Source organism: Plantibacter flavus, from assembly GCF_051487245.1.
Classification (GTDB): domain Bacteria; phylum Actinomycetota; class Actinomycetes; order Actinomycetales; family Microbacteriaceae; genus Plantibacter; species Plantibacter flavus_B.
Genome location: NZ_JAHVDH010000005.1, coordinates 229581 through 247457 on the forward strand (window position 1 = coordinate 229581; position 17877 = coordinate 247457).

Consider the following 17877-nt stretch of genomic DNA (forward strand, 5'->3'; position numbering starts at 1 on the left):
ACATCACGATCCGATCACTCTGTGACGGCGTCTGACGACGGAACTGGCACCGTGCAGCCTGCCCCGATACGCTCGCTGGAGCCGCAGCGAAGCGGTTTTCCGGACGCGGTCCACTTTTCCGTGGAACGACGCGGGAATCCCCGCTGTCCGGAACCGGTTGAGTGTCAACAAGACGCCCGCCACTCCTGCATCCTTCGAAAGGACCTCCATGCGTCATCGTCAGCTGCGTCGCAAGCTCCTCACCGCACTCGTCGCGGTCACCGGGGCCGCTCTCGTGCTCACCGGATGCTCTGGCCCCTCCGGCACCCCGACGCCCGACGCGGACGCGAGCCTGCGGGTCGGTCTGGTCCTCGAGCCCTCGGATCTCAACATTCGGAGCACCTCCGGCGCCGCACTCGATCAGATCCTCATCGACAACGTCTACCAGGGCCTCGTCTCACGCACGGAGGACGGCGAGATCGTCGACACCCTCGCGAAGAGCCACGAGATCAGCGAGGACGGGCTGACCTACACCTTCGTCCTGCGCGACGGCGTCACCTTCCACGACGGCGCGAAGCTCAGCGCGGCCGACGTCGTCGACTCGATCACGCAGGTGCAGCAGAACCCCACCTTCGTCGACAATGTGGCCCTGCAGAAGGTCGCCACGGTGACGGCGGTCGACGACTCGACCGTGCAGCTCACCCTCACCTCTCCGGACTCCAACCTGCTGTGGACCCTCACCGGTCGCGCGGGTCTCGTGCTCGAGTCCGGCGCCGACAACGACCTGTCGACGACGGCGAACGGCACCGGTCCCTTCACACTGCAGAAGTGGAAGCAGGGCGACAGCATCACCTTCGAGCGCAACGAGACGTACTGGGGTGACGCCCCGGCGGTGAAGGAGGTCGTCTTCAGCTACATCCCGGACGCAGCCTCCGCGGTGAACGCCACGCTCGCCGGCGAACTCGACGTGCAGACAGCACTCGACGCCAACCTCAAGGACCAGATCACCCGCGCCGACGGCTACACGATCACCGAGGGCAAGACCACCGACAAGTACACGCTCGCCTTCAACAACCAGCGCGCACCGCTCACCGACCCGCTCGTCCGCAAGGCGCTCCGCACGGCGATCGACCACGCGGCCATCGTGGAGGCGGTCGGCGGCGCGGCGGTCGAGCAGTTCGGACCGATCCCCGAGCTCGACCCCGGCTACGAGAACCTCAGCGAGCTCGTCACCTACGACCCGGCAGCCGCGAAGGCTTTGCTCGCCCAGGCCGGCCAGGAGAACCTGTCCCTCACCCTCACCATCCCGAGCTTCTACGGGACCTCGGTCGCGAACGTCCTCGTGTCGGAGTTCAAGGCGATCGGCGTGACCCTGACGGTCGACAGCGTCGAGTTCCCGACGTGGCTGAACGACGTGTACACGAACAAGGACTACGACCTCAGCTACGTGAACCACGTCGAGTCACGCGACTTCCAGAACTGGGCGAACCCGAACTACTACTTCGGCTACGACAACGCGCAGGTGCAGTCGCTCTATGCTGAGTCGGTAGCGGCGACCGACCCGGCCGTCGCAGCCCAGAAGCTCAAGGAGGCGGCGTACCTCGTGTCGAAGGACAACGCAGCCGACTGGCTCTACACCGCGATCACCCTCACGGTGGTGCGCGACGGCGTGACCGGATTCCCGGTGAACTCGGTCAACGCGCGCATCAACCTGGGACAGGTCGCCGTGACCGGGTGACCCGGTTCCTCCTGACGAGGCTCGTCCTCCTCCTCGTCGGACTCGTCGCGGCCAGCGCCCTGATCTTCTTCACGATCAGGGTGCTGCCGGGTGACGTCGCGCAGGTCATCGCCGGCACCGACGCCACGCCGGAGGCGGTCGCGGCGATCCGTGAGCAGCTGAACCTCGGTCAGCCGGTGCTCGTGCAGTACCTGGACTGGCTCGGTGGCCTACTCCGCGGCGACCTCGGTGACTCACTCATCACGGGGACGCCGGTGGCCGGCGAACTCGTCGAGAAGGCACAGGTCACAGTGCCGCTCGGCGTCATGGCGCTCATCATCGCCCTCGCCTTCAGCATCCCGCTCGGTGTGCTCGCCGCGCTCCGGCGCAAGCGGGCGACGGGTACGGTCATCTCCTTCGCATCGCAGGGTCTCGCCGCCGTCCCCGTCGTCTGGGCCGGCATGATGCTCGTCCTCCTGTTCGCGGTCGTGCTCGGCTGGCTGCCGGCGCAGGGGTTCCCTCGCACGGGATGGAACGACCCTGTCGCGGCGATCAGGGCGCTGCTCCTGCCCGCACTCACGATCGGCATCGTCGAGGGCGCGGTCCTGCTGCGGTTCGTGCGTTCGGCAGCACTCGACGCCATCGGGCAGGACTACGTGCGCACTGCAGCGTCGAAAGGCCTCACCCGGTCGCAGGCGCTCATCCGGCACGGGCTGCCGAACGTCGCACTCTCGGTCGTCACCGTGCTCGGTCTGCAGATCGCCGGCCTCATCGTGGGGAGTGTCATCATCGAGCAGCTGTTCACGCTGCCTGGCATCGGTCGGATGCTCGTCGCCGACGTCGGCAACCGAGACCTCGTGAAGGTGCAGGGCGAACTCCTCGTGCTCACGGGCGTCGTCCTCATCATCGGCGCGATCGTCGACGTCGTCCACCGACTCGTCGACCCGCGCCTCCGCGAACGGGAGCGCACCTCGTGAGCACCGCGCAGCGCCGGGCCCGACCCCGTCCCGTGTCGGCTGGCTTCCGAGCCCTCGTGACGAGCCCGGCCGGCGGTTTCGGAGTCGCCGTCGTCGTCCTGCTCGTCCTCTCGGCAGGCCTCTCGTTCCTCTGGACGCCCTTCGACCCGCAACTCACCGACCCGTTCGCGAAGTGGCTCCCGCCCTCGCCCCAGCATCTGCTCGGCACCGACGAGGTCGGCCGCGACATCTTCAGCCTCCTGCTGGTGGGCGCACGGGTCACGGTCGCGGTCGCCGCGGGCTCCGCCGTCGTGTCCACGGTCATCGGCGTCGCGCTCGCAGCGCTCGGCTCCCTCACGAGGCGCTGGGTCCGCGAGACGGTCGCGGTGCTCATCGACATCCTCATCGCCTTCCCGACGCTCCTGATCGCGATGATGATCGCATCCGTCTTCGGCGGTTCGCTCTGGGTCGTCATCTGGGCGGTCGGCATCAGCTTCGGCGTCAACATCGCCCGTGTGACCCGGCCGGAGATCCGCAGGGTCTCGCACAGCGAGTACGTGCTCGCCGGCAAGGCGGCGGGTCTTGGGCCGGTGCGGAACCTGACGCGACACCTCCTGCCGAACATCGCCCCGGTGTTCATCGTGCAGCTGTCCTGGTCGATGGCCGTCGCGGTCCTCGCCGAGGCTGGACTGTCCTACCTCGGCTACGGTGCGCCGTCGAGCGTACCGTCGTGGGGCCGCATGCTCAGCGAGCTGCAGACCTATCTGGCCGTCCACCCGCTGTCCGTGCTCTGGCCGGGACTCGCCATCACCATCACGGTCCTCGCCCTCAACCTGCTCGGCGACGCGCTGCGCGATGCGACGGATCCGACGCTCGGCCGAGGGGCGGCGTCGACGCCGACCTCCCCGCAGGGGGTGACGGCATGAGCCTCGAGGTGGAGGACCTCGTCATCACCCTCGGTGGTCGGCGCGTCGTCGACGGCGTGGGCTTCGAGGTCGCCGAGGGCGCACGCTTCGGCATCATCGGTGAGTCCGGTTCCGGCAAGTCGCTCACGGCACTCGCGGTGCTCGGGCTCCTGCCGGACGGCGCCGAGGTCAGTGGCAGCATCCGCTGGCAGGGCACCGAGCTCGTCGGACGCGACGACCGCGAGCTGGCGGCGATCCGCGGGCGCGAGATCGGCATCGTCTTCCAGGAGCCCCGCACCGCGCTGAACCCCATCCGGACGATCGGGCGGCAGATCGGCGAGCCCCTGCGGATCCACGAGGGCGCGTCGAAGCGGGCGGCGACGGCTCGCGCGATCGACCTCGCCGCGCGGGTCCGACTGCCGGAGCCCGATCGCATCGTGCGCCGCTATCCGCACCAGCTCTCCGGTGGCCAGCGCCAACGCGTCGCTGCGGCCATCGCCCTCGCCTGCCGGCCGGCGCTCCTCATCGCCGACGAACCGACGACGGCCCTCGACGTCACCATCCAATCCGAGATCCTCGGACTCTTCGAGCGACTCGTCACCGAGACCGGCTCCTCGCTCATGTTCATCACGCACGACCTCGCCGTCCTCTCCCGGATCGCGACCGACGCCGTCGTGCTCGCGCAGGGCAAGGTGGTCGAGGCCGGCCCGGTGCCGCAGCTCCTGTCCGCACCGGTGTCTCCCGTCACGCAGCGGCTCCTGGCGGCGGCGAAGACCATGAGCTGGAAGGGCGAGGACGATGACTGAGCCGCTCCTGCGCGCCACCGGCGTCAGCCGCGTGTACACGAACCCCCGCGAATCACTGTTCCAACGACCGACCAGGACGGTCGCCCTCGAACCGAGCGACCTCACCGTCGCACCCGGCGAGGCCGTCGGCGTCATCGGGGAGTCGGGTTCGGGGAAGTCCACGTTGGTCCGGCTCCTGCTCGCGCTCGACACCCCGTCGTCCGGGACGGTGGAGTTCGAGGGCCGACCGGTGAGCGCGGCCGCGAGCGCGAAGAGCCTGCACTGGTTCCGTCGTCAGACCGGCATCGTGTTCCAGGACCCGTACGCGTCCCTCGACCCGCGCATGACCGTCGGACGCATCGTCGCCGAACCCCTCGAGGCGCTCGGGATCGAGGGCGACCGCCGCGCACGGGTCCGAGCCGTCCTCCGCCTGGTAGGGCTCGACGCCGACGCCGCCGACCGGTTCCCGCACGAGTTCTCGGGCGGACAGCGGCAGCGCATCGCCCTGTCCCGCGCGATCGTGCACCGTCCGCGGCTCCTCGTGGGCGACGAACCGTTGAGTGCGCTCGACGTGACGGTCCGAGCGCAGATCCTCGAGCTCCTGGGCAGTCTCCGAACGGAGCTGGGTCTCGCCGTCGTGCTCGTGTCCCACGACATCGGTGTGGTGCAGCACCTGTGCGACCGGGTCGTGGTGATGCGCGACGGCGCGATCGTGGAGGAGGGACCGGTGTCCCGTGTGCTCAGCCGGCCGTCGCACCCCTACACGACGCAACTGCTCGCCTCCGTCCCTCGGCTGTAGCCGCCGGTCGACAGGCGCCGGGACGGGAAGCACTGTCGACGGGTATCAGACGGGCTTCCGGGCCTCGATCAGCGTCCTCGTGGAGTGCGCGACGAACGGACTATCCGTCTCGAGCGAGGCGTGGATCTCCCGCAGGCGCTCCTCGTAGGCCGCCGAGGTGAACCCGGGAACCATCCAGATCACCTTGCGCAGGAACCACACGACAGCGCCGATGTCGTGGAACTCGATCCGCAGCCGCTCGGTGTGCAGCTGGACGATCTCGAGTCCCGCAGCACGAGCACCCGCAGCCTCGTCGTCGGGGTGGCGTCCTCGTCGCACGGACTCGGGCTGCGGGCCGAGGAAGGCTTCGACGAGCTCGAACACGCTCCCCGGTCCGACGTGCTGGGCCAGGTAGCTGCCGCCCGGCGCGATCACCCGGGCGACGTCCACCCAGTCGACCGAGACGGGGTGACGGCTGGACACCAGCTCGAACGCGTTGTCAGCGAAGGGCAACGGTGCGCCCTCCTCGGTCCGGACGACGACGACACCGCGGTGGTGCAGTCGCGCTGCGGCGCGCGCCAGGTTCGGCGGCCAGGACTCCGTCGCCACCGCGAGGGGCGGGATCACCGATGCCGTGTCGAGCACCTCTCCCCCGCCCGTCTCGAGGTCGAGGGATGAGGCGACCTGGGCGAGCCGGCGACCGAGCAGCTCGGAGAACCGCCAGGAAGGACGTTCCTCACTGGCGCGGCCGTCGAGCCAGGAGAAGTCCCAGCCGTCGACGGACGCCGCGTCGGCCTCGCTCACGAGCGCTTCGAACGATCGGGTCACGGTGGTCTCCTCGATGCTGGTCATCCGACGGCCTCGAATCGTGTGGGGTCGAGCCGGTCGACGTCGAACCGCGGCACGGCGTCGAGCAGCTCCCGAGTGTACTCGTGGTGCGGGTGGTCGAGCACGGTCGAGGCGGGCCCGGACTCGACCACCCGGCCGCTCGAGAGCACCGTCACCTCATCGGCGATCTGTCGGATGAGGCCGAGATCGTGCGAGATGAAGAGGTAGCTGAGGGCGTGCTCGTCGCGCAGGTCGAGGAGCAGTTCGATGATCTGCGCCTGCACCGACACGTCGAGCGCGGAGGTCGGTTCGTCGAGCACGAGCACAGAAGGAGCCAGCACGAGCGTCCGCGCGAGCGCCACCCGCTGACGTTGGCCGCCGGACACCTCGCGGGCGCGCCGCCCGAGCGCGCTCGTCGGCAGGGCGACCTGATCGAGGATCGCCGTGACCCGCCGCTGTCGTTCGGCGGCGCTCCGGACGCCGTGGATGCGCAAGGGCTCCTCGATGATCTGGCGGATCGTGAACCTCGGGTCCACCGCGGAGAGCGGGTTCTGGTAGACGAGTTGGAGCTCCCGCGCGAAGGGGTTCGCGGTCGCGTGGTCCCGCGGCAGCTCACGACCAGCGACGGTCACCGAGCCGTCGTCGAAGGAGGTCAGCCCCGCGACGATGCGCGCCAGGGTCGTCTTCCCGGAGCCGGACTCACCGACGAGCGCGTGGATCGACCGCGGGCGCAGCGCGAGGGATGCCGCGTCGAGCGCGGGAGGCGCCTCCGGATCCCGTCCGAACCGCTTCGAGACCCGCTCGACGGCGACCACGGGCGCGGCGGCACCCGCGCCGTGCTGCTCGGTCGCGACCTGCACCGCGGCGGCCCGGATCCGGTCCTGGTAGCGCAGTGGCGAGGAGGCCGGAGAGTCCGACAGCAGGCGGATCGTGTACGGGTGCTGCGGCGAGAGCAGGACGTCCTCGGCCGGCCCGGACTCCCTCACGTCGCCATCCTGCAAAACGACGATGCCGTCGCTGCGTTCCTGGGCGAGGGCGAGGTCGTGGGTGATGAAGAGGATTCCGAGCCCGAGTTCCTCACGCAGGCCGTCGAGCAGGTCCAGGATGCGTCGTTGGACCGTGACGTCGAGCGCCGATGTCGGCTCGTCGGCGATGAGCAGCGTCGGGCGTGCGGCGATCGCGATCGCGATGAGCACGCGTTGCAGCTGACCGCCGGAGAGCTCGTGCGGATAGGAGCGGAGTCGGGACGCGGCGTTCCGGATGCCGACGTGCTCGAGCAGTTCGACGACGCGGCCGGGGATCTCGCCCCGAGGCGTCCCTCCGGCCACCTGCACGGCCCGCGCGATCTGCACGCCGATCCGCTGTAGCGGGTCCAGGGAGCTCAGTGGATCCTGCGGGACGAAGCCGAGCGTCGACCCCCGGAGCGGTCGCCACTGCTTGCGAGAGAAGTCCTGCACCTCATGCCCGGCGACGCGGACCCGACCGGCCGAGACGACGCCGTTCGCGGGCAGCAGCCCGGCGACCGCCCTGGCGATCGTGCTCTTACCGGAGCCCGACTGTCCGACGAGGGAGACCGTCTCCCCCCGCCCGACCTGGAACGAGACGTCGCGGACGGTGTCGACGGGCGGCGCCGAGCGGCGCGTGCGGTACCCGACCGCAAGCCTGTCCACGACGAGTGGGAGCGGCTCACCCCCGACGGCGTGGAGCAGTGGGTGGGTCTCGGACGACCTGGTCATGCTGCGGTCCTCTCTCGGGTGAGTTGGCTGAGTCTGCTGATGGAGAGCACCGTGACGGCGATCACGAGCCCGGGGACGACGACGAGCCACGGTGACGAGACGACGTACTGACGCCCCTCCGATACGAGCAGCCCCCACTCGGGATCGGGCGGCGGTGCGCCGTAACCGAGGAAGCTCAGGGAGGAGATCCAGATGATGGCGAGCCCGAACTGCAGGGCCGTCAAGGACAGGACCGCCGAGTACGAGTTCGGGAAGATGTGTTTGGCGAGCACGTACGCCCGGGACCCGCCGAGGTGGTGGCTCGCCTCGACGAACGGCAGGTCCTTCACCGTGAGCACCTCGGAGCGCATGATCCGGGTGAACGCCGCGATCGAGGAGATCCCGACGGCGACGGCCGCGTTGAGGGTGCCGAAGCCGAGCGCCACGACGACGACCATCGCGAGCAGCAGCCCGGGGATGGAGAGCAGCACGTCGACGATCCGGCTGATGACGGCGTCGACGACCCCGCCGAGGGATGCCGCGACCAGTCCGAGGACCGTCCCGACACCGAGACCGATGAACACTGCGACGGCGGAGCCGAGGAGGGTGCGCCCGGTGCCGTGGATCACTCGCGAGAGCAGGTCGCGCCCGAGGTAGTCGGTACCGAACCAGTGGGCGGGCGACGGGGCGGCGAGGGCGTTGGCGTCGTCCGGTTCCAGCGGGTCGAACGGCGCGAGGAGTCCTGGTGCGACGACCGCCAGGAGGACGAGCCCGACGACGACGACGGCGAGCACGTCGGCGACGCCGAGTCGGGACAGGAACCGTCCGAGCGCACGCGGCTCGGCCGTCGCCCCGTCGACGTCGTGATGCTCGGTGCGGAGGTCGACACTCATGCGTCCACGCTCACCTTCGGGTTGGTGGCGGCGGTCGCCGGAGCCGTCGTCGCGGTCGCGACGGTGGGTCGCCCGGGACGACGGAGCCGCTTGCTGCCGGATCCCGGCCGCACGATGCGCGGGTCCAGGACGGGATAGAGGAGGTCGGTCAGGAGGTTGATGCCGACGTAGATCGAGGAGATGAGGATCACGACCGCGAGGATCACCGGGGTGTCCTGGTCGCGGACGCTCTCGAAGGTGATGAAGCCGAGGCCGGTCCTGGTGAACACGGCCTCGACGACGACGGCGCCGGCGAGCAGCTCACCGACGATGAGGGCGAGCATCGTGATCGACGGGATCGCACCGTTCTTCAACACATGACCGAGGGCGATCCGTCGCTCACTCGTCCCCTTCGCCCGGAGCACCGTGACGAACGGCTCGTCGGCGGCACCGCGCAAGCCCTGGATGAGGACCTGCGTGAGCGGCCCGTTGACGGCCAGTGCCAGGGTCAGCGCCGGGAGTAGGTAGGACACGAAGCCCTGGTCGCGGACCGAGGAGACCCAGCCGAGCTGGAACGAGAAGATCGCGAGCAGGACGAAGCCGATGAGGAAGCTCGGTGCGGAGATGGAGGCGATGGGGGTCGCAGCCGCGAAGCTCCTGAGCGCCTTGACCGGCGCGTACACGGCGGTGAGGGCGATCCCGAGCGCGAGCGCGATGGTGAGGACGAACGCGACGGCGGCGAGCACGATGGTGTCGGAGAACCCCTGGGCGACGAGTTCCGACACGGCGCGACCGCTCACGAGGGAGTAGCCGAGGTCGCCCTGGAAGAGCCTGCCCACCGTGAGCGTGAACTGCTCGAGTGGCGAGAGGTCGAAGTGGTAGTAGGCCAGCAGCGCTTCGGCGGCCGACGGCGGCAGCGGGTTGATGGGACTCGTGAGCTTGTTCTCGATCGGATCGCCCGGCAGCACGAAGAGGATGAAGAACACGAGCGTGTAGACGAGGACGATCACGAGCAGCGCCTGGGCGACGCGCCTGATGACGTAGTTGCGGTAGTGCACGGGGCCTCCTGTCGGCGGACCGGGGATGACGCGGGCGAGGCGGCCGGATCGGGCCGCCCCACCCGGCGCCTCAGCCCTCGATCGAGGTGTTGTAGAACTCCGGAAGGGCGCCGTCGGTGAGCGAGAAGCCCTTGACCCGCTGCTGGGTGACGAACACCTGGCTGTCGTTCAGGATCGGCACGACGTACGCCTGGTCGATCAGGTAGTCCTGGATCTGACCGAGGATCGCAGCGCGGGCGTCGTCGTCGGTCGCCGCGTACTGCGAGTCGAGCAGCCCCTGCAGCGTCGTGTCCGAGCCGGCGAGACCGAGCAGGTCCGAGCCGTCCTTGCTGTAGTACTCGCTGAGACCCTTCGACGGGTCGGGGTGCGGCCAGCCGACGCGCAGCGCGCCCACCTCGGGGTCGGCGAACGCCGTCGCCCAGTAGGTGGAGTAGTCGAGCTCGTTCAACGAGAGGTCGATGCCGACGTCCTTGAACTGGTTCTGGATCTGCTGGAAGAGGCTCTTCGCGGTGTTGTCGTACACGTCGAGGTAGGTCTTCACGGTGAGGCGCTCGCCGTCCTTCGTGCGGTAGCCGTCCGCGTCACGCTCGGTCCAGCCGGCGGTGTCGAGCAGAGCGTTCGCCGCGTCGGGGTCGTAGGCGAGCTTCTGCGACTCGTCGACGTAGCCGAAGGTGCCGGGCGAGAGCACCGACGTCGCGGGCGTCCAGCTGTCGGTGTACTGCGTTGCGATGATCTGGTCGCGGTCGATGACGTGGAGGAGCGCCTTGCGGACGTTGATGTCGTCGAGGTACGGCGCCTGGCTGCGGAGGAACCACTGGTTGGTGAGCCCGACGCCCGTCTTCGAGACGATGTCGTAGCCGGCGTCCTTCAGCCCCTGCTCCTCACTCGGCTGCACGTAGCGGATGACGTCCGCCTCCCCCGACTTCAGGGTGCCGAGCCGGACGCTGTCCTCCTGCACCGGGATGACGGTCACCTTGGCCAGGTGCGCCTCGCCCTGGTTCGGTGAGGACGGCGGGGCCCATGCGTAGCCTTCACGGCGCTCGAGGACGATCTCCTTGCCGTAGGTCTCGGACGCGACGACGAAGGGCCCGGAACCGATGAGGTTCACGAACTTCGACTGCTCCTCCTTGCTCGCGTCGATGGTGGCGTCGGCGACGAGACCGGCACCCCATCCGGTGAGCACGTTGAGGAACGGCGCGTAGGGCGCGGCGAGGACGACCGTGACCGTGCGCGCGGCGTCGTCGGCGGTCGCGACGAGACCGGACGGGAACTGCGCGTTCGGCGTCGTCCCCTTCGCGTCGTCACCCGTCGACTGCCAGGTGAGGTTCTTCGCGACGCTCGTGGCGTCCACATCGGTTCCGTCGCTGTAGGTGACGCCATCGCGGATCACGAAGGTGTAGGTGAGGCCGTCGGGGCTGACCGTCCACGACTCGGCGATCCACGGCTCGAGCTCGTTGGTCTCGGCGTTGCGGTAGATGAGCCGGTCGGTGATGTTCTGCTGGAGCGCCCTCGTCTGCCAGGTGCCGGACTCCTGCACCTGGGCGGACGTCGGGATCTCGGCGTCGAGGTAGGTGAGGCTGCCACCGTCGGCGTCCGAGGACGCCGTCGCCGCCGAGCAGCCGGTGAGCGCGATGCTCAACGCGACGAAGGCTGCGGCGGCGAGTCGTGCTCGCCGTCTGGAGGTTCGGGTCATGGCGGATACTCCTGGGGGATCGTGGGTGGGCACCGATGCTGTCCGGTGTGGTTGCCCATCCTGCGTCCGGAAGGCGCCGCGCACCCGCACTGTTACGACAGGTTTCCGACGTGCTCCGCGGGTGACGTTTTGTGACCCTCCGAGTCGTCCACGACCGACTCCGACGGCACCGGGAGCGGGTCGTGGCGCCGCGCCCACGGCTCGGGCGCCGTCCCGCTCAGGTACCAATCGCCGAGGAGGCGGGCCTTGTACCCGCGCGGGTTGTGGGAGCTGATCGTCCGCGCGTTCCGCCAGTGCCGGTCGAGCCCGGAACCGCGCTCCACCGCGGACGACCCGAGGGCGTCGTACAGCTCGGTCGCCGCTCGGAGGGCCTCCTCACCGGCGACGAGCTGCGCCTCGGAGGTGGCGACTGACGCCGGATGAAGCAGTTCGGGCGCCCCATCCGGCGATGCGGCCGCCCGGAGCGCTTCCAGACCGTCGTCGAGGGTCTCGGCAGCCACGCGGACGACGGCCCGCGCGGCTGCCGCGGCAGCAGCGACCCGGCCGATCACCTCCTGCAGGATCGCGTCGTCCCGCGGCGCGGCGGCCAGGCCCTGCGGGTAGTTCCTGACCCGCGCACGCACGGCAGCGGCGGCGTCGTCCCTCGCGGCCGTCGCGACCCCGGCGAGCGCCGCGACGAGGACGAGCTGGTAGACGACCTCCTGGTGCGGCGAGCGGCCGCCGTCGGCGAAGACCGCGTTCGGGTCGACCGGCACCTCGTGCAGCTCGGTGGTGCCGCTGGCGGTGAGCCGCTGCCCGATACCGGCCCAGTCGTCGTGCAGGACGACACCGCTGTGGTGGGCGTCGACGACCACGAGCACGTCGGAGTCGTCGGGCGTCTTCGCCGTGACCGTGATCCAGTCCGCGTAGAGACTGCCCGTGCTGTAGTACTTCGTGCCCGTCACGGTGGCCGGCCGGCGGCGGTCGTCGAACCGGGTGCCGTTCACCGCTCCAGGGACGGTCGCCCGCTCCGACCAGGCACCGCCGACGACGGCCCCCGCCGCGATGCGGTCGATCCACACCCCGTCGGCCTCCCGATCGCGGTTCCACAGGCGGTCCTCGACGAAGGCGACGTGGTTGCGCCACAGCTGCGGCAGGTTCGCGTCGGCGGTGCCGAGGTCGACGAGCAGTTCGACGAGTTCGCCGGCGCTCAGCCCGCGTCCGCCGTCGACGACCGGAAGGCGGACGGCTCCGAACCCGGCCGCAGCGAGTCGGCGGACCTCCTCGGTCGGGAGACGGCGTTCGGCCTCCCGGGCGACCGCTGTCGCCGCCAGGTCGGAGAGGATGGGCGCGAAGTGGGCACGGGCGGCGGCGAGGGCCTCCCTCGTCATGCCGAGGTCCCGGTGAGCGCCTCGGCCGGGGCGCCGCGGAGCCCTCGACCGCCGCGGTAGCGGGCGGCGGGGTGGTCGTCCGGAAGACGCGGCCCGCCACCAGTGAGCCGCTCACGCAGCGTCTCACCGGGCCGGTAGGCCTCGCGGAGACGTCCGCGCCGCCGCAGCTCGGGGACGACGAGTTCGACGAAATCGGTGAGGGTGTCGAAGGAGTGGTACTGGCGCAGGTTGATGCCGTCGATGCCGACCTCGTCGAGCCACCGTTCGATCTCGTCCGCGACGCGCGACGGGGTGCCGACGGCGAAGAAGTCCTGTTCCAGGTCGCTGCCCACGCGCGCGATGAAGTCTCCGACCGTTCCGGCCGTCACCTGCGGCGGGAGTGCGTCGGCCCGCGCGCCCTCGACCTCGAGAGCCTCAGCGACGGTCCGTTCGGCGGGGTGCGCCGTCGGGTCGAACGGCAGGCTCGCGTGCACGAAGCGCCCGACGATGCTCGCGTACTCGCGGTACTGCTGTGCCTTCGCCTCGGCCTCCTCCTGGGTCGCAGCGACGATGACGGCGGCCTGCACCACGATCTTCAAACTCTCGCCGTCGCGTCCGTTGTCCGCGGCCGACGCCCGGAACCGTTCGAGCAGCGGGCCTGCGCCTCCCGCACCTCGGACGCCGGTGAACACCGCCTCCGCGTGGCGACCGGCGAAGGCGATGCCCGCCGGCGACGCCGTCGCGGTGAACAGCACCGGCGTGCGCTGGGCGCTCGGCTCCGACAGGTGCGGGCCCGCGACCTGGAAGTAGGTCCCGATGTGGTCGATGTAGCGCACCTTGTCCGGATCGGAGTAGACGCCGGCCTGGCGGTCGCGGATGACCGCGTCGTCGTCCCACGAGCCCTCCCAGAGCTTGTAGAGGACGTCGAGGTACTCCTCGGCGATGGCGAACCGTTCGTCGTGCGGAATCTCCTCGGCCAGGCCGAAGTTCCGCGCGGCGTTCGGGAGGTAGGAGGTGACGATGTTCCACGCCACTCGGCCGTTCGTGAGGTGGTCGAGTGTGCTCATGCGCCTCGCGAACGCGAAGGGCGGCTCGTAACTCGTCGAGAAGGTGATGCCGAAACCCAGATGCTCCGTGACGGCCGCCATCGCGGGCACCACGAGCATGGGGTCGTTGTTCGGGATCTGAAGCCCCTCCCGCAGGGCGTCGGCCGGACCGCCACGGAACACGTCGTAGGCCCCGACCACGTCGGCGATGAAGACGGCGTCGAAGCCGCCTTCCTCCGCGGTCCGGGCCAGACGCGTCCAGTACCTGATGTCGGTGTACTGCTCACGGTGGTTGTCGGGCAGTCGCCACAGACCGTGGGTGATGTGACTGACGCAGTTCATCTCGAAGAGGTTGAGGATGAGCTGCTTGGGGTGGCGCTGTGCGGTGATGATGGGCTCCTCTGCTGGAGCGGCCGCAGGAGACGGATGCCCGGGGCCGCTTCAGCACCCTAGGCGCGGGTACACGACCGTCGCCTGCCGCGATCGTCACATCCCGTCACATGCCGCACGACGGCGACGCCCAGCCGTTCACCGCGCGATCGGCGGCACCCGGTCCTGCCAGCGGAGGCGGCGCTCGAGCTGCGCTCCGAGGGCGAGGAGCGTCGCCTCACCACCCGGCCGGCCGATGAGCTGCACCCCCATCGGGAGCCCGTCGACGGTCTGATGCACGGGCAGGGTGATCGCGGGGAGCCCGGTCGCGTTGAGGAAGGAGGTGTGCGGGGCGTACCGGACCTGCTGCTCGAAATTGCGTTCGGGCGAGGTTGCGTCGTACCAGCCCACGGGGCGGGGCGTCTCGGCGAGCGCCGGGGTGATGACCGCGTCGAACGGCGCGAACTGGGCAAGCACACTGCGTTCGAAGCGGTGGAGGCTCGCGAGGGTCTCGAGGAGGGTCGTCGCGCGGAGCGAGCGGCCACGTTCGACGAGCGCGCGTGTGATGGGCTCGAGGAGGGCGAGTTCGCCCTCCGTCGATGCCGGGACGCCAGCGGCCGAGGCATGCCAGATCGTCGTGAAATCGGCCGGGTACCGGTCCGCATCGCGAAGGGTGAGCTCGTCGACGCCGTGCCCCATCGCGGACAGGGTCTGCACGGCGAGGTCGACGGCCGCGAGCGCGTCCGGGTCGTAGCGGAGGTCGAACGCGCTGTCCCAGGGGGAACCGTCGAGCACGGCGAGCTGGAACCGTCCCTCGCCGCGGATCGCATGTCCGAGCAGCGGGCCGTCATCGAGGTCCGGGGCGCGGAGGGTGAAGTGGTGGTCGATGCGCCCGTGCACCCGCTCGATCATGGCGTCGAGCAGGAGCGCGGCGTCCGCGACCGTTCGCGCGATCGGACCGGACACGACGAGGCCGGCGAGCTTGTCCACGCCGGAGGCGACCGGGACGAGACCACGGCTCGGCTTGAGGCCGACGAGGCCGCACGCGGCCGCGGGGATCCGGATGGATCCGCCGCCGTCCGACCCCGGCGCGAACGGGAGCAACCGCGCCGCCACCGCAGCGGCCGCACCACCACTGGAGCCGGCGGCCCCGCGATCGAGCGCCCACGGGTTCCGCGTCGGTGGGCCGCCGAGCGGCTCGGTGTAGCCGTAGAGCCCGAACTCGGGCGTCGCCGTCTTGCCGAGGCTCACGGCGCCGGCACGATCGAGGACCGTGACCAGCTCGTCGTCCGTGCTTGCGACGAGGTCCGCTGTCAGGCGCGAACCGTACCGGGTGGGGAGCCCGGCGCGCGCGACGAGGTCCTTGTCGCCCACCGGCAGGCCCCAGAGTGCTGCGGTGCGAGGCATCGCTTCGACTGCCGCGATCCGCCCCGGCAGCGAGCCGGCCGCCACGGTCGTGAACGCGCCGATCTCGCCGTCCAGCCGTTCGATGCGATCGAGGTAGTGACGCGCGAGCTCCGTCGGCGACACCTCGTCGCGTTGCAGCATCTGCCACTGTTCGAGAGCCGTCAGCTCGTGGAGGTCCGCCATGTTCCCAGCCTAGGGCGCGCGCCCCTCCGTCTCGGGACCGTGATCGCTCGCCCTCCGGACCGGTCACCGAGCCGGTCGAGCCGCTACCGCTTCAACGACTTCTGCATCAGCACGGTGCCGATCCAGCGGTCGAACTTGAAGCCGACCCGGCCCATCCGCCCCACCTCGGTGAAGCCGAACTTCTCGTGCAGCTTGATCGACGACTCGGCGCCCTTGTCGGCGATGACGGCGAGCATCTCCTTCAATCCGGCCGCCTTCGACCGCTCGATGAGTTCCGCGAGGAGGTCGGTGCCGAGGCCCTTGCCCGTCGCTGCGGCACCCAGGTAGATCGAGCTCTCCACGGTGAACCGGTAGGCGCGCTTCTGCTTCCAGGGGGCGCAGAGGGCGTAGCCGAGGATCTGGCCGGTGGGGTTCACCGCGACGATGAACGGCAGCTTCAAGCGTTGGAGGTAGGCGAACTTCGACTTCCACTCGGCGAGTGTCATCGCGTCCTCGTCGAAGGTGACCATGCTGTTGGCGACGTAGTAGTTGTAGATCTCCCGGATGTGGGGGAGGTCGGTCGCGACGGCGTCGCGCATCTCGAAGCTGAACGGGGTCTCAGGCGTCGGCGGCTTGCGCAGGTGCGGCGGCAGCTTGCGCCTCGGCTCGTACTCCTCTTCCAGCATGGTTCAAGCCTAACGAGGGCGTGCTCGACCGGACAGCCCCTGGGCCCGAGGATCGGACGTCAGTCCAGCGACCAGTCGATCGGTTCTGCCCCGTGCGCGGTGAGGAAGGCGTTCGTCCGGCTGAACGGCTTCGAGCCGAAGAACCCTCGGCGCGCGGACAGTGGGCTCGGGTGAGCCGAGACGAGCACCTCCCGGTCGTCACGACCGTCGCCGCGCAGCAGCGGCGCGAGGCGTTCGGCGTCCTTGCCCCACAGGATCGACACGAGTGGACCGTCGCGCTCGGCGAGCGCTCGGATCGCCTGCTCGGTGACGAGCTCCCACCCGTGCCCACGGTGGGAACCGGCTTCGCCCGCACCGACGGTGAGCACGCGGTTGAGGAGGAGCACCCCCTGGTCCGTCCACGCGCTCAGGTCGCCGTGCACGGGCGGGACGATCCCGAGGTCGTCGTGCAGCTCGCGGTGGATGTTCACGAGGCTGCGTGGGAGCGGACGCACCGCGCGGTCGGCGGCGAAGGACAGGCCGACGGGGTGGCCCGGCGTCGGATAGGGGTCCTGCCCGACGATGAGCACCCTGACCTCGGCGAACGGCTGACGGAACGCGCGGAGCACCAGTTCGGGAGCCGGAAGCCAGCTCTCGCCGGCAGCGGTCCGGCCCGCGAGCCACGCTTCGACCTCGGTGAGCTGACCGGCCACCGGCGTGAGTGCCACCGCCCAGCCGGGATCCATCAGCCCAGCTGCGGCTAGGACCGCCGGGCTCCCACCGAAGACGTCGTCGGACATCGGTTACTGCTGCTCGGCGCCGATCGTGCGGACCACGACGCCGTGCTCGGCGGTGAAGACCTGCCAGACGCTGCCGCCGCCGATCACGGACAGTGCGCCCTGTCCGACGACGAGCGCCGTGTTCTCGTCGATCGCGACACCGCCGTCGACGACCCCGGCCTCGGTCGCCGCCACGAGGCGCCCGAGCGTGCCCCACTGCGCTGCGTGCGCTTCGACCGCGATGTCGACGAGCCCGAGCGCGTCTCCGACCGTGACCTCGTCGAGCTCCTCCGACGCCGCCTCGGGGCTCACCGGCACCTCGCCGACACGCCACCCGCCGAGGATGGCGTGCTCTGCAGCGATCATCGCGCCTGCGGAGATGCCGAGGTAGGGCAGTCCCGAGGCGACGAGGCGGCGGATCTCGGTGGCGACCGGCGCGACCGCTTCGGCGTAGGCCGTCGGGAGTCCGCCGCCGACGACGAGGCCGTCGATCTCTGCGAGCTGCGCCTGGGCCACGACCCCGCCCTCACGGACGACGACGCGAACGGCCTCGATCTCAGCAGAGCGCTCGATGGCACGCTCGAGCGCCGAGGACTGCTCGAGCCCGTCGCCGTCGTGCACCACGACGATGGCGATCCTCGGCGCGAGTCGACCGGCGACGACCGCGAGCGCGGCCGCCTCGGCGATGAACGCTGCGTAGACGGACGACTCGGTCTCTGGGGTGGCGGGGCCACCGAGGAGGAAAACACTCACCCTGAGACCCTACCCGCCCAGCCTCTCGACGAGGGTGCGTCGCGGGATGCCGTCGGCCCGG

The 17877-nt window shown here is 70.2% G+C and carries 16 protein-coding genes; 5 read left to right on the forward strand and 11 right to left on the reverse strand.

Annotated features, from left to right (window positions below):
• Positions 1-208: 208 nt before the first annotated feature.
• From KXS11_RS14075 to KXS11_RS14095, 5 genes are read left to right on the forward strand one after another with little or no spacing between them, the layout of a single operon-like run.
• Positions 209-1717, forward strand: coding sequence for an ABC transporter substrate-binding protein (locus KXS11_RS14075; RefSeq protein ID WP_437386232.1), 1509 nt, complete (start codon positions 209-211; stop codon positions 1715-1717).
• Positions 1714-2673, forward strand: coding sequence for an ABC transporter permease (locus KXS11_RS14080; RefSeq protein ID WP_437386233.1), 960 nt, complete (start codon positions 1714-1716; stop codon positions 2671-2673). Before KXS11_RS14075 ends, KXS11_RS14080 begins: the two co-directional genes overlap by 4 nt.
• Positions 2670-3578 carry an ABC transporter permease gene (locus tag KXS11_RS14085; protein WP_437386234.1) on the forward strand — a complete coding sequence of 303 codons (909 nt, stop codon included), beginning with the start codon at positions 2670-2672 and terminating at the stop codon, positions 3576-3578. Before KXS11_RS14080 ends, KXS11_RS14085 begins: the two co-directional genes overlap by 4 nt.
• Positions 3575-4363 (forward strand): ATP-binding cassette domain-containing protein, encoded by a 789-nt coding sequence (locus KXS11_RS14090; RefSeq protein WP_437386235.1) that lies wholly within the window; start codon positions 3575-3577, stop codon positions 4361-4363. Before KXS11_RS14085 ends, KXS11_RS14090 begins: the two co-directional genes overlap by 4 nt.
• A complete protein-coding gene (locus tag KXS11_RS14095; protein WP_437386236.1) occupies positions 4356-5141 on the forward strand; it encodes an ABC transporter ATP-binding protein in 786 nt (261 codons plus the stop codon). Before KXS11_RS14090 ends, KXS11_RS14095 begins: the two co-directional genes overlap by 8 nt.
• Before the next feature lie 45 nt (positions 5142-5186).
• Here KXS11_RS14095 and KXS11_RS14100 read toward each other — a convergent pair whose 3' ends face one another.
• From KXS11_RS14100 to KXS11_RS14150, 11 genes are all read right to left on the reverse strand, one after another.
• Positions 5187-5972 (reverse strand): SAM-dependent methyltransferase, encoded by a 786-nt coding sequence (locus KXS11_RS14100; RefSeq protein ID WP_437386237.1) that lies wholly within the window; start codon positions 5970-5972, stop codon positions 5187-5189.
• Complete coding sequence (locus KXS11_RS14105; protein ID WP_437386238.1) at positions 5969-7684, reverse strand: dipeptide ABC transporter ATP-binding protein; 1716 nt, start codon at positions 7682-7684, stop codon at positions 5969-5971. The genes KXS11_RS14100 and KXS11_RS14105 overlap by 4 nt, the downstream gene beginning before the upstream one ends.
• Positions 7681-8556 carry an ABC transporter permease gene (locus KXS11_RS14110; protein ID WP_437386239.1) on the reverse strand — a complete coding sequence of 292 codons (876 nt, stop codon included), beginning with the start codon at positions 8554-8556 and terminating at the stop codon, positions 7681-7683. Before KXS11_RS14110 ends, KXS11_RS14105 begins: the two co-directional genes overlap by 4 nt.
• Positions 8553-9593 (reverse strand): ABC transporter permease, encoded by a 1041-nt coding sequence (locus KXS11_RS14115; protein WP_437386240.1) that lies wholly within the window; start codon positions 9591-9593, stop codon positions 8553-8555. Before KXS11_RS14115 ends, KXS11_RS14110 begins: the two co-directional genes overlap by 4 nt.
• 70 nt (positions 9594-9663) lie before the next feature.
• Positions 9664-11286, reverse strand: a complete 1623-nt coding sequence (locus KXS11_RS14120) for an ABC transporter substrate-binding protein (RefSeq protein WP_437386241.1) — start codon at positions 11284-11286, stop codon at positions 9664-9666.
• Positions 11287-11378: 92 nt separating this feature from the next.
• On the reverse strand, positions 11379-12656 hold the full coding sequence (locus KXS11_RS14125) for a monooxygenase (RefSeq protein WP_437386242.1): 1278 nt from the start codon (positions 12654-12656) through the stop codon (positions 11379-11381).
• Positions 12653-14023: an NtaA/DmoA family FMN-dependent monooxygenase gene (locus KXS11_RS14130; RefSeq protein ID WP_437386243.1), complete on the reverse strand. Its 1371-nt coding sequence runs from the start codon at positions 14021-14023 to the stop codon at positions 12653-12655. Before KXS11_RS14130 ends, KXS11_RS14125 begins: the two co-directional genes overlap by 4 nt.
• Positions 14024-14209: 186 nt before the next feature.
• Positions 14210-15640: an amidase gene (locus KXS11_RS14135; protein ID WP_437386244.1), complete on the reverse strand. Its 1431-nt coding sequence runs from the start codon at positions 15638-15640 to the stop codon at positions 14210-14212.
• Between the two features lie 83 nt (positions 15641-15723).
• Positions 15724-16305, reverse strand: coding sequence for an N-acetyltransferase family protein (locus KXS11_RS14140; protein ID WP_437386245.1), 582 nt, complete (start codon positions 16303-16305; stop codon positions 15724-15726).
• Between the two features lie 59 nt (positions 16306-16364).
• Positions 16365-17084, reverse strand: coding sequence for a uracil-DNA glycosylase (locus KXS11_RS14145; RefSeq protein WP_437386246.1), 720 nt, complete (start codon positions 17082-17084; stop codon positions 16365-16367).
• A 3-nt stretch (positions 17085-17087) separates the two neighbouring features.
• Complete coding sequence (locus KXS11_RS14150) at positions 17088-17816, reverse strand: Type 1 glutamine amidotransferase-like domain-containing protein (RefSeq protein ID WP_437386247.1); 729 nt, start codon at positions 17814-17816, stop codon at positions 17088-17090.
• Between the last annotated feature and the right edge of the window lie 61 nt (positions 17817-17877).

Coding starts and splice junctions, on each gene's coding strand:
- KXS11_RS14100 (WP_437386237.1), bottom strand. CDS start 5,972: ATGACCAGCATCGAGGAGACCACCGTGACCCGATCGTTCGAAGCGCTC.
- KXS11_RS14140 (WP_437386245.1), bottom strand. CDS start 16,305: ATGCTGGAAGAGGAGTACGAGCCGAGGCGCAAGCTGCCGCCGCACCTG.
- KXS11_RS14110 (WP_437386239.1), bottom strand. CDS start 8,556: ATGAGTGTCGACCTCCGCACCGAGCATCACGACGTCGACGGGGCGACG.
- KXS11_RS14120 (WP_437386241.1), bottom strand. CDS start 11,286: ATGACCCGAACCTCCAGACGGCGAGCACGACTCGCCGCCGCAGCCTTC.
- KXS11_RS14135 (WP_437386244.1), bottom strand. CDS start 15,640: ATGGCGGACCTCCACGAGCTGACGGCTCTCGAACAGTGGCAGATGCTG.
- KXS11_RS14095 (WP_437386236.1), top strand. CDS start 4,356: ATGACTGAGCCGCTCCTGCGCGCCACCGGCGTCAGCCGCGTGTACACG.
- KXS11_RS14105 (WP_437386238.1), bottom strand. CDS start 7,684: ATGACCAGGTCGTCCGAGACCCACCCACTGCTCCACGCCGTCGGGGGT.
- KXS11_RS14075 (WP_437386232.1), top strand. CDS start 209: ATGCGTCATCGTCAGCTGCGTCGCAAGCTCCTCACCGCACTCGTCGCG.
- KXS11_RS14145 (WP_437386246.1), bottom strand. CDS start 17,084: ATGTCCGACGACGTCTTCGGTGGGAGCCCGGCGGTCCTAGCCGCAGCT.
- KXS11_RS14125 (WP_437386242.1), bottom strand. CDS start 12,656: ATGACGAGGGAGGCCCTCGCCGCCGCCCGTGCCCACTTCGCGCCCATC.
- KXS11_RS14130 (WP_437386243.1), bottom strand. CDS start 14,023: ATGAACTGCGTCAGTCACATCACCCACGGTCTGTGGCGACTGCCCGAC.
- KXS11_RS14090 (WP_437386235.1), top strand. CDS start 3,575: ATGAGCCTCGAGGTGGAGGACCTCGTCATCACCCTCGGTGGTCGGCGC.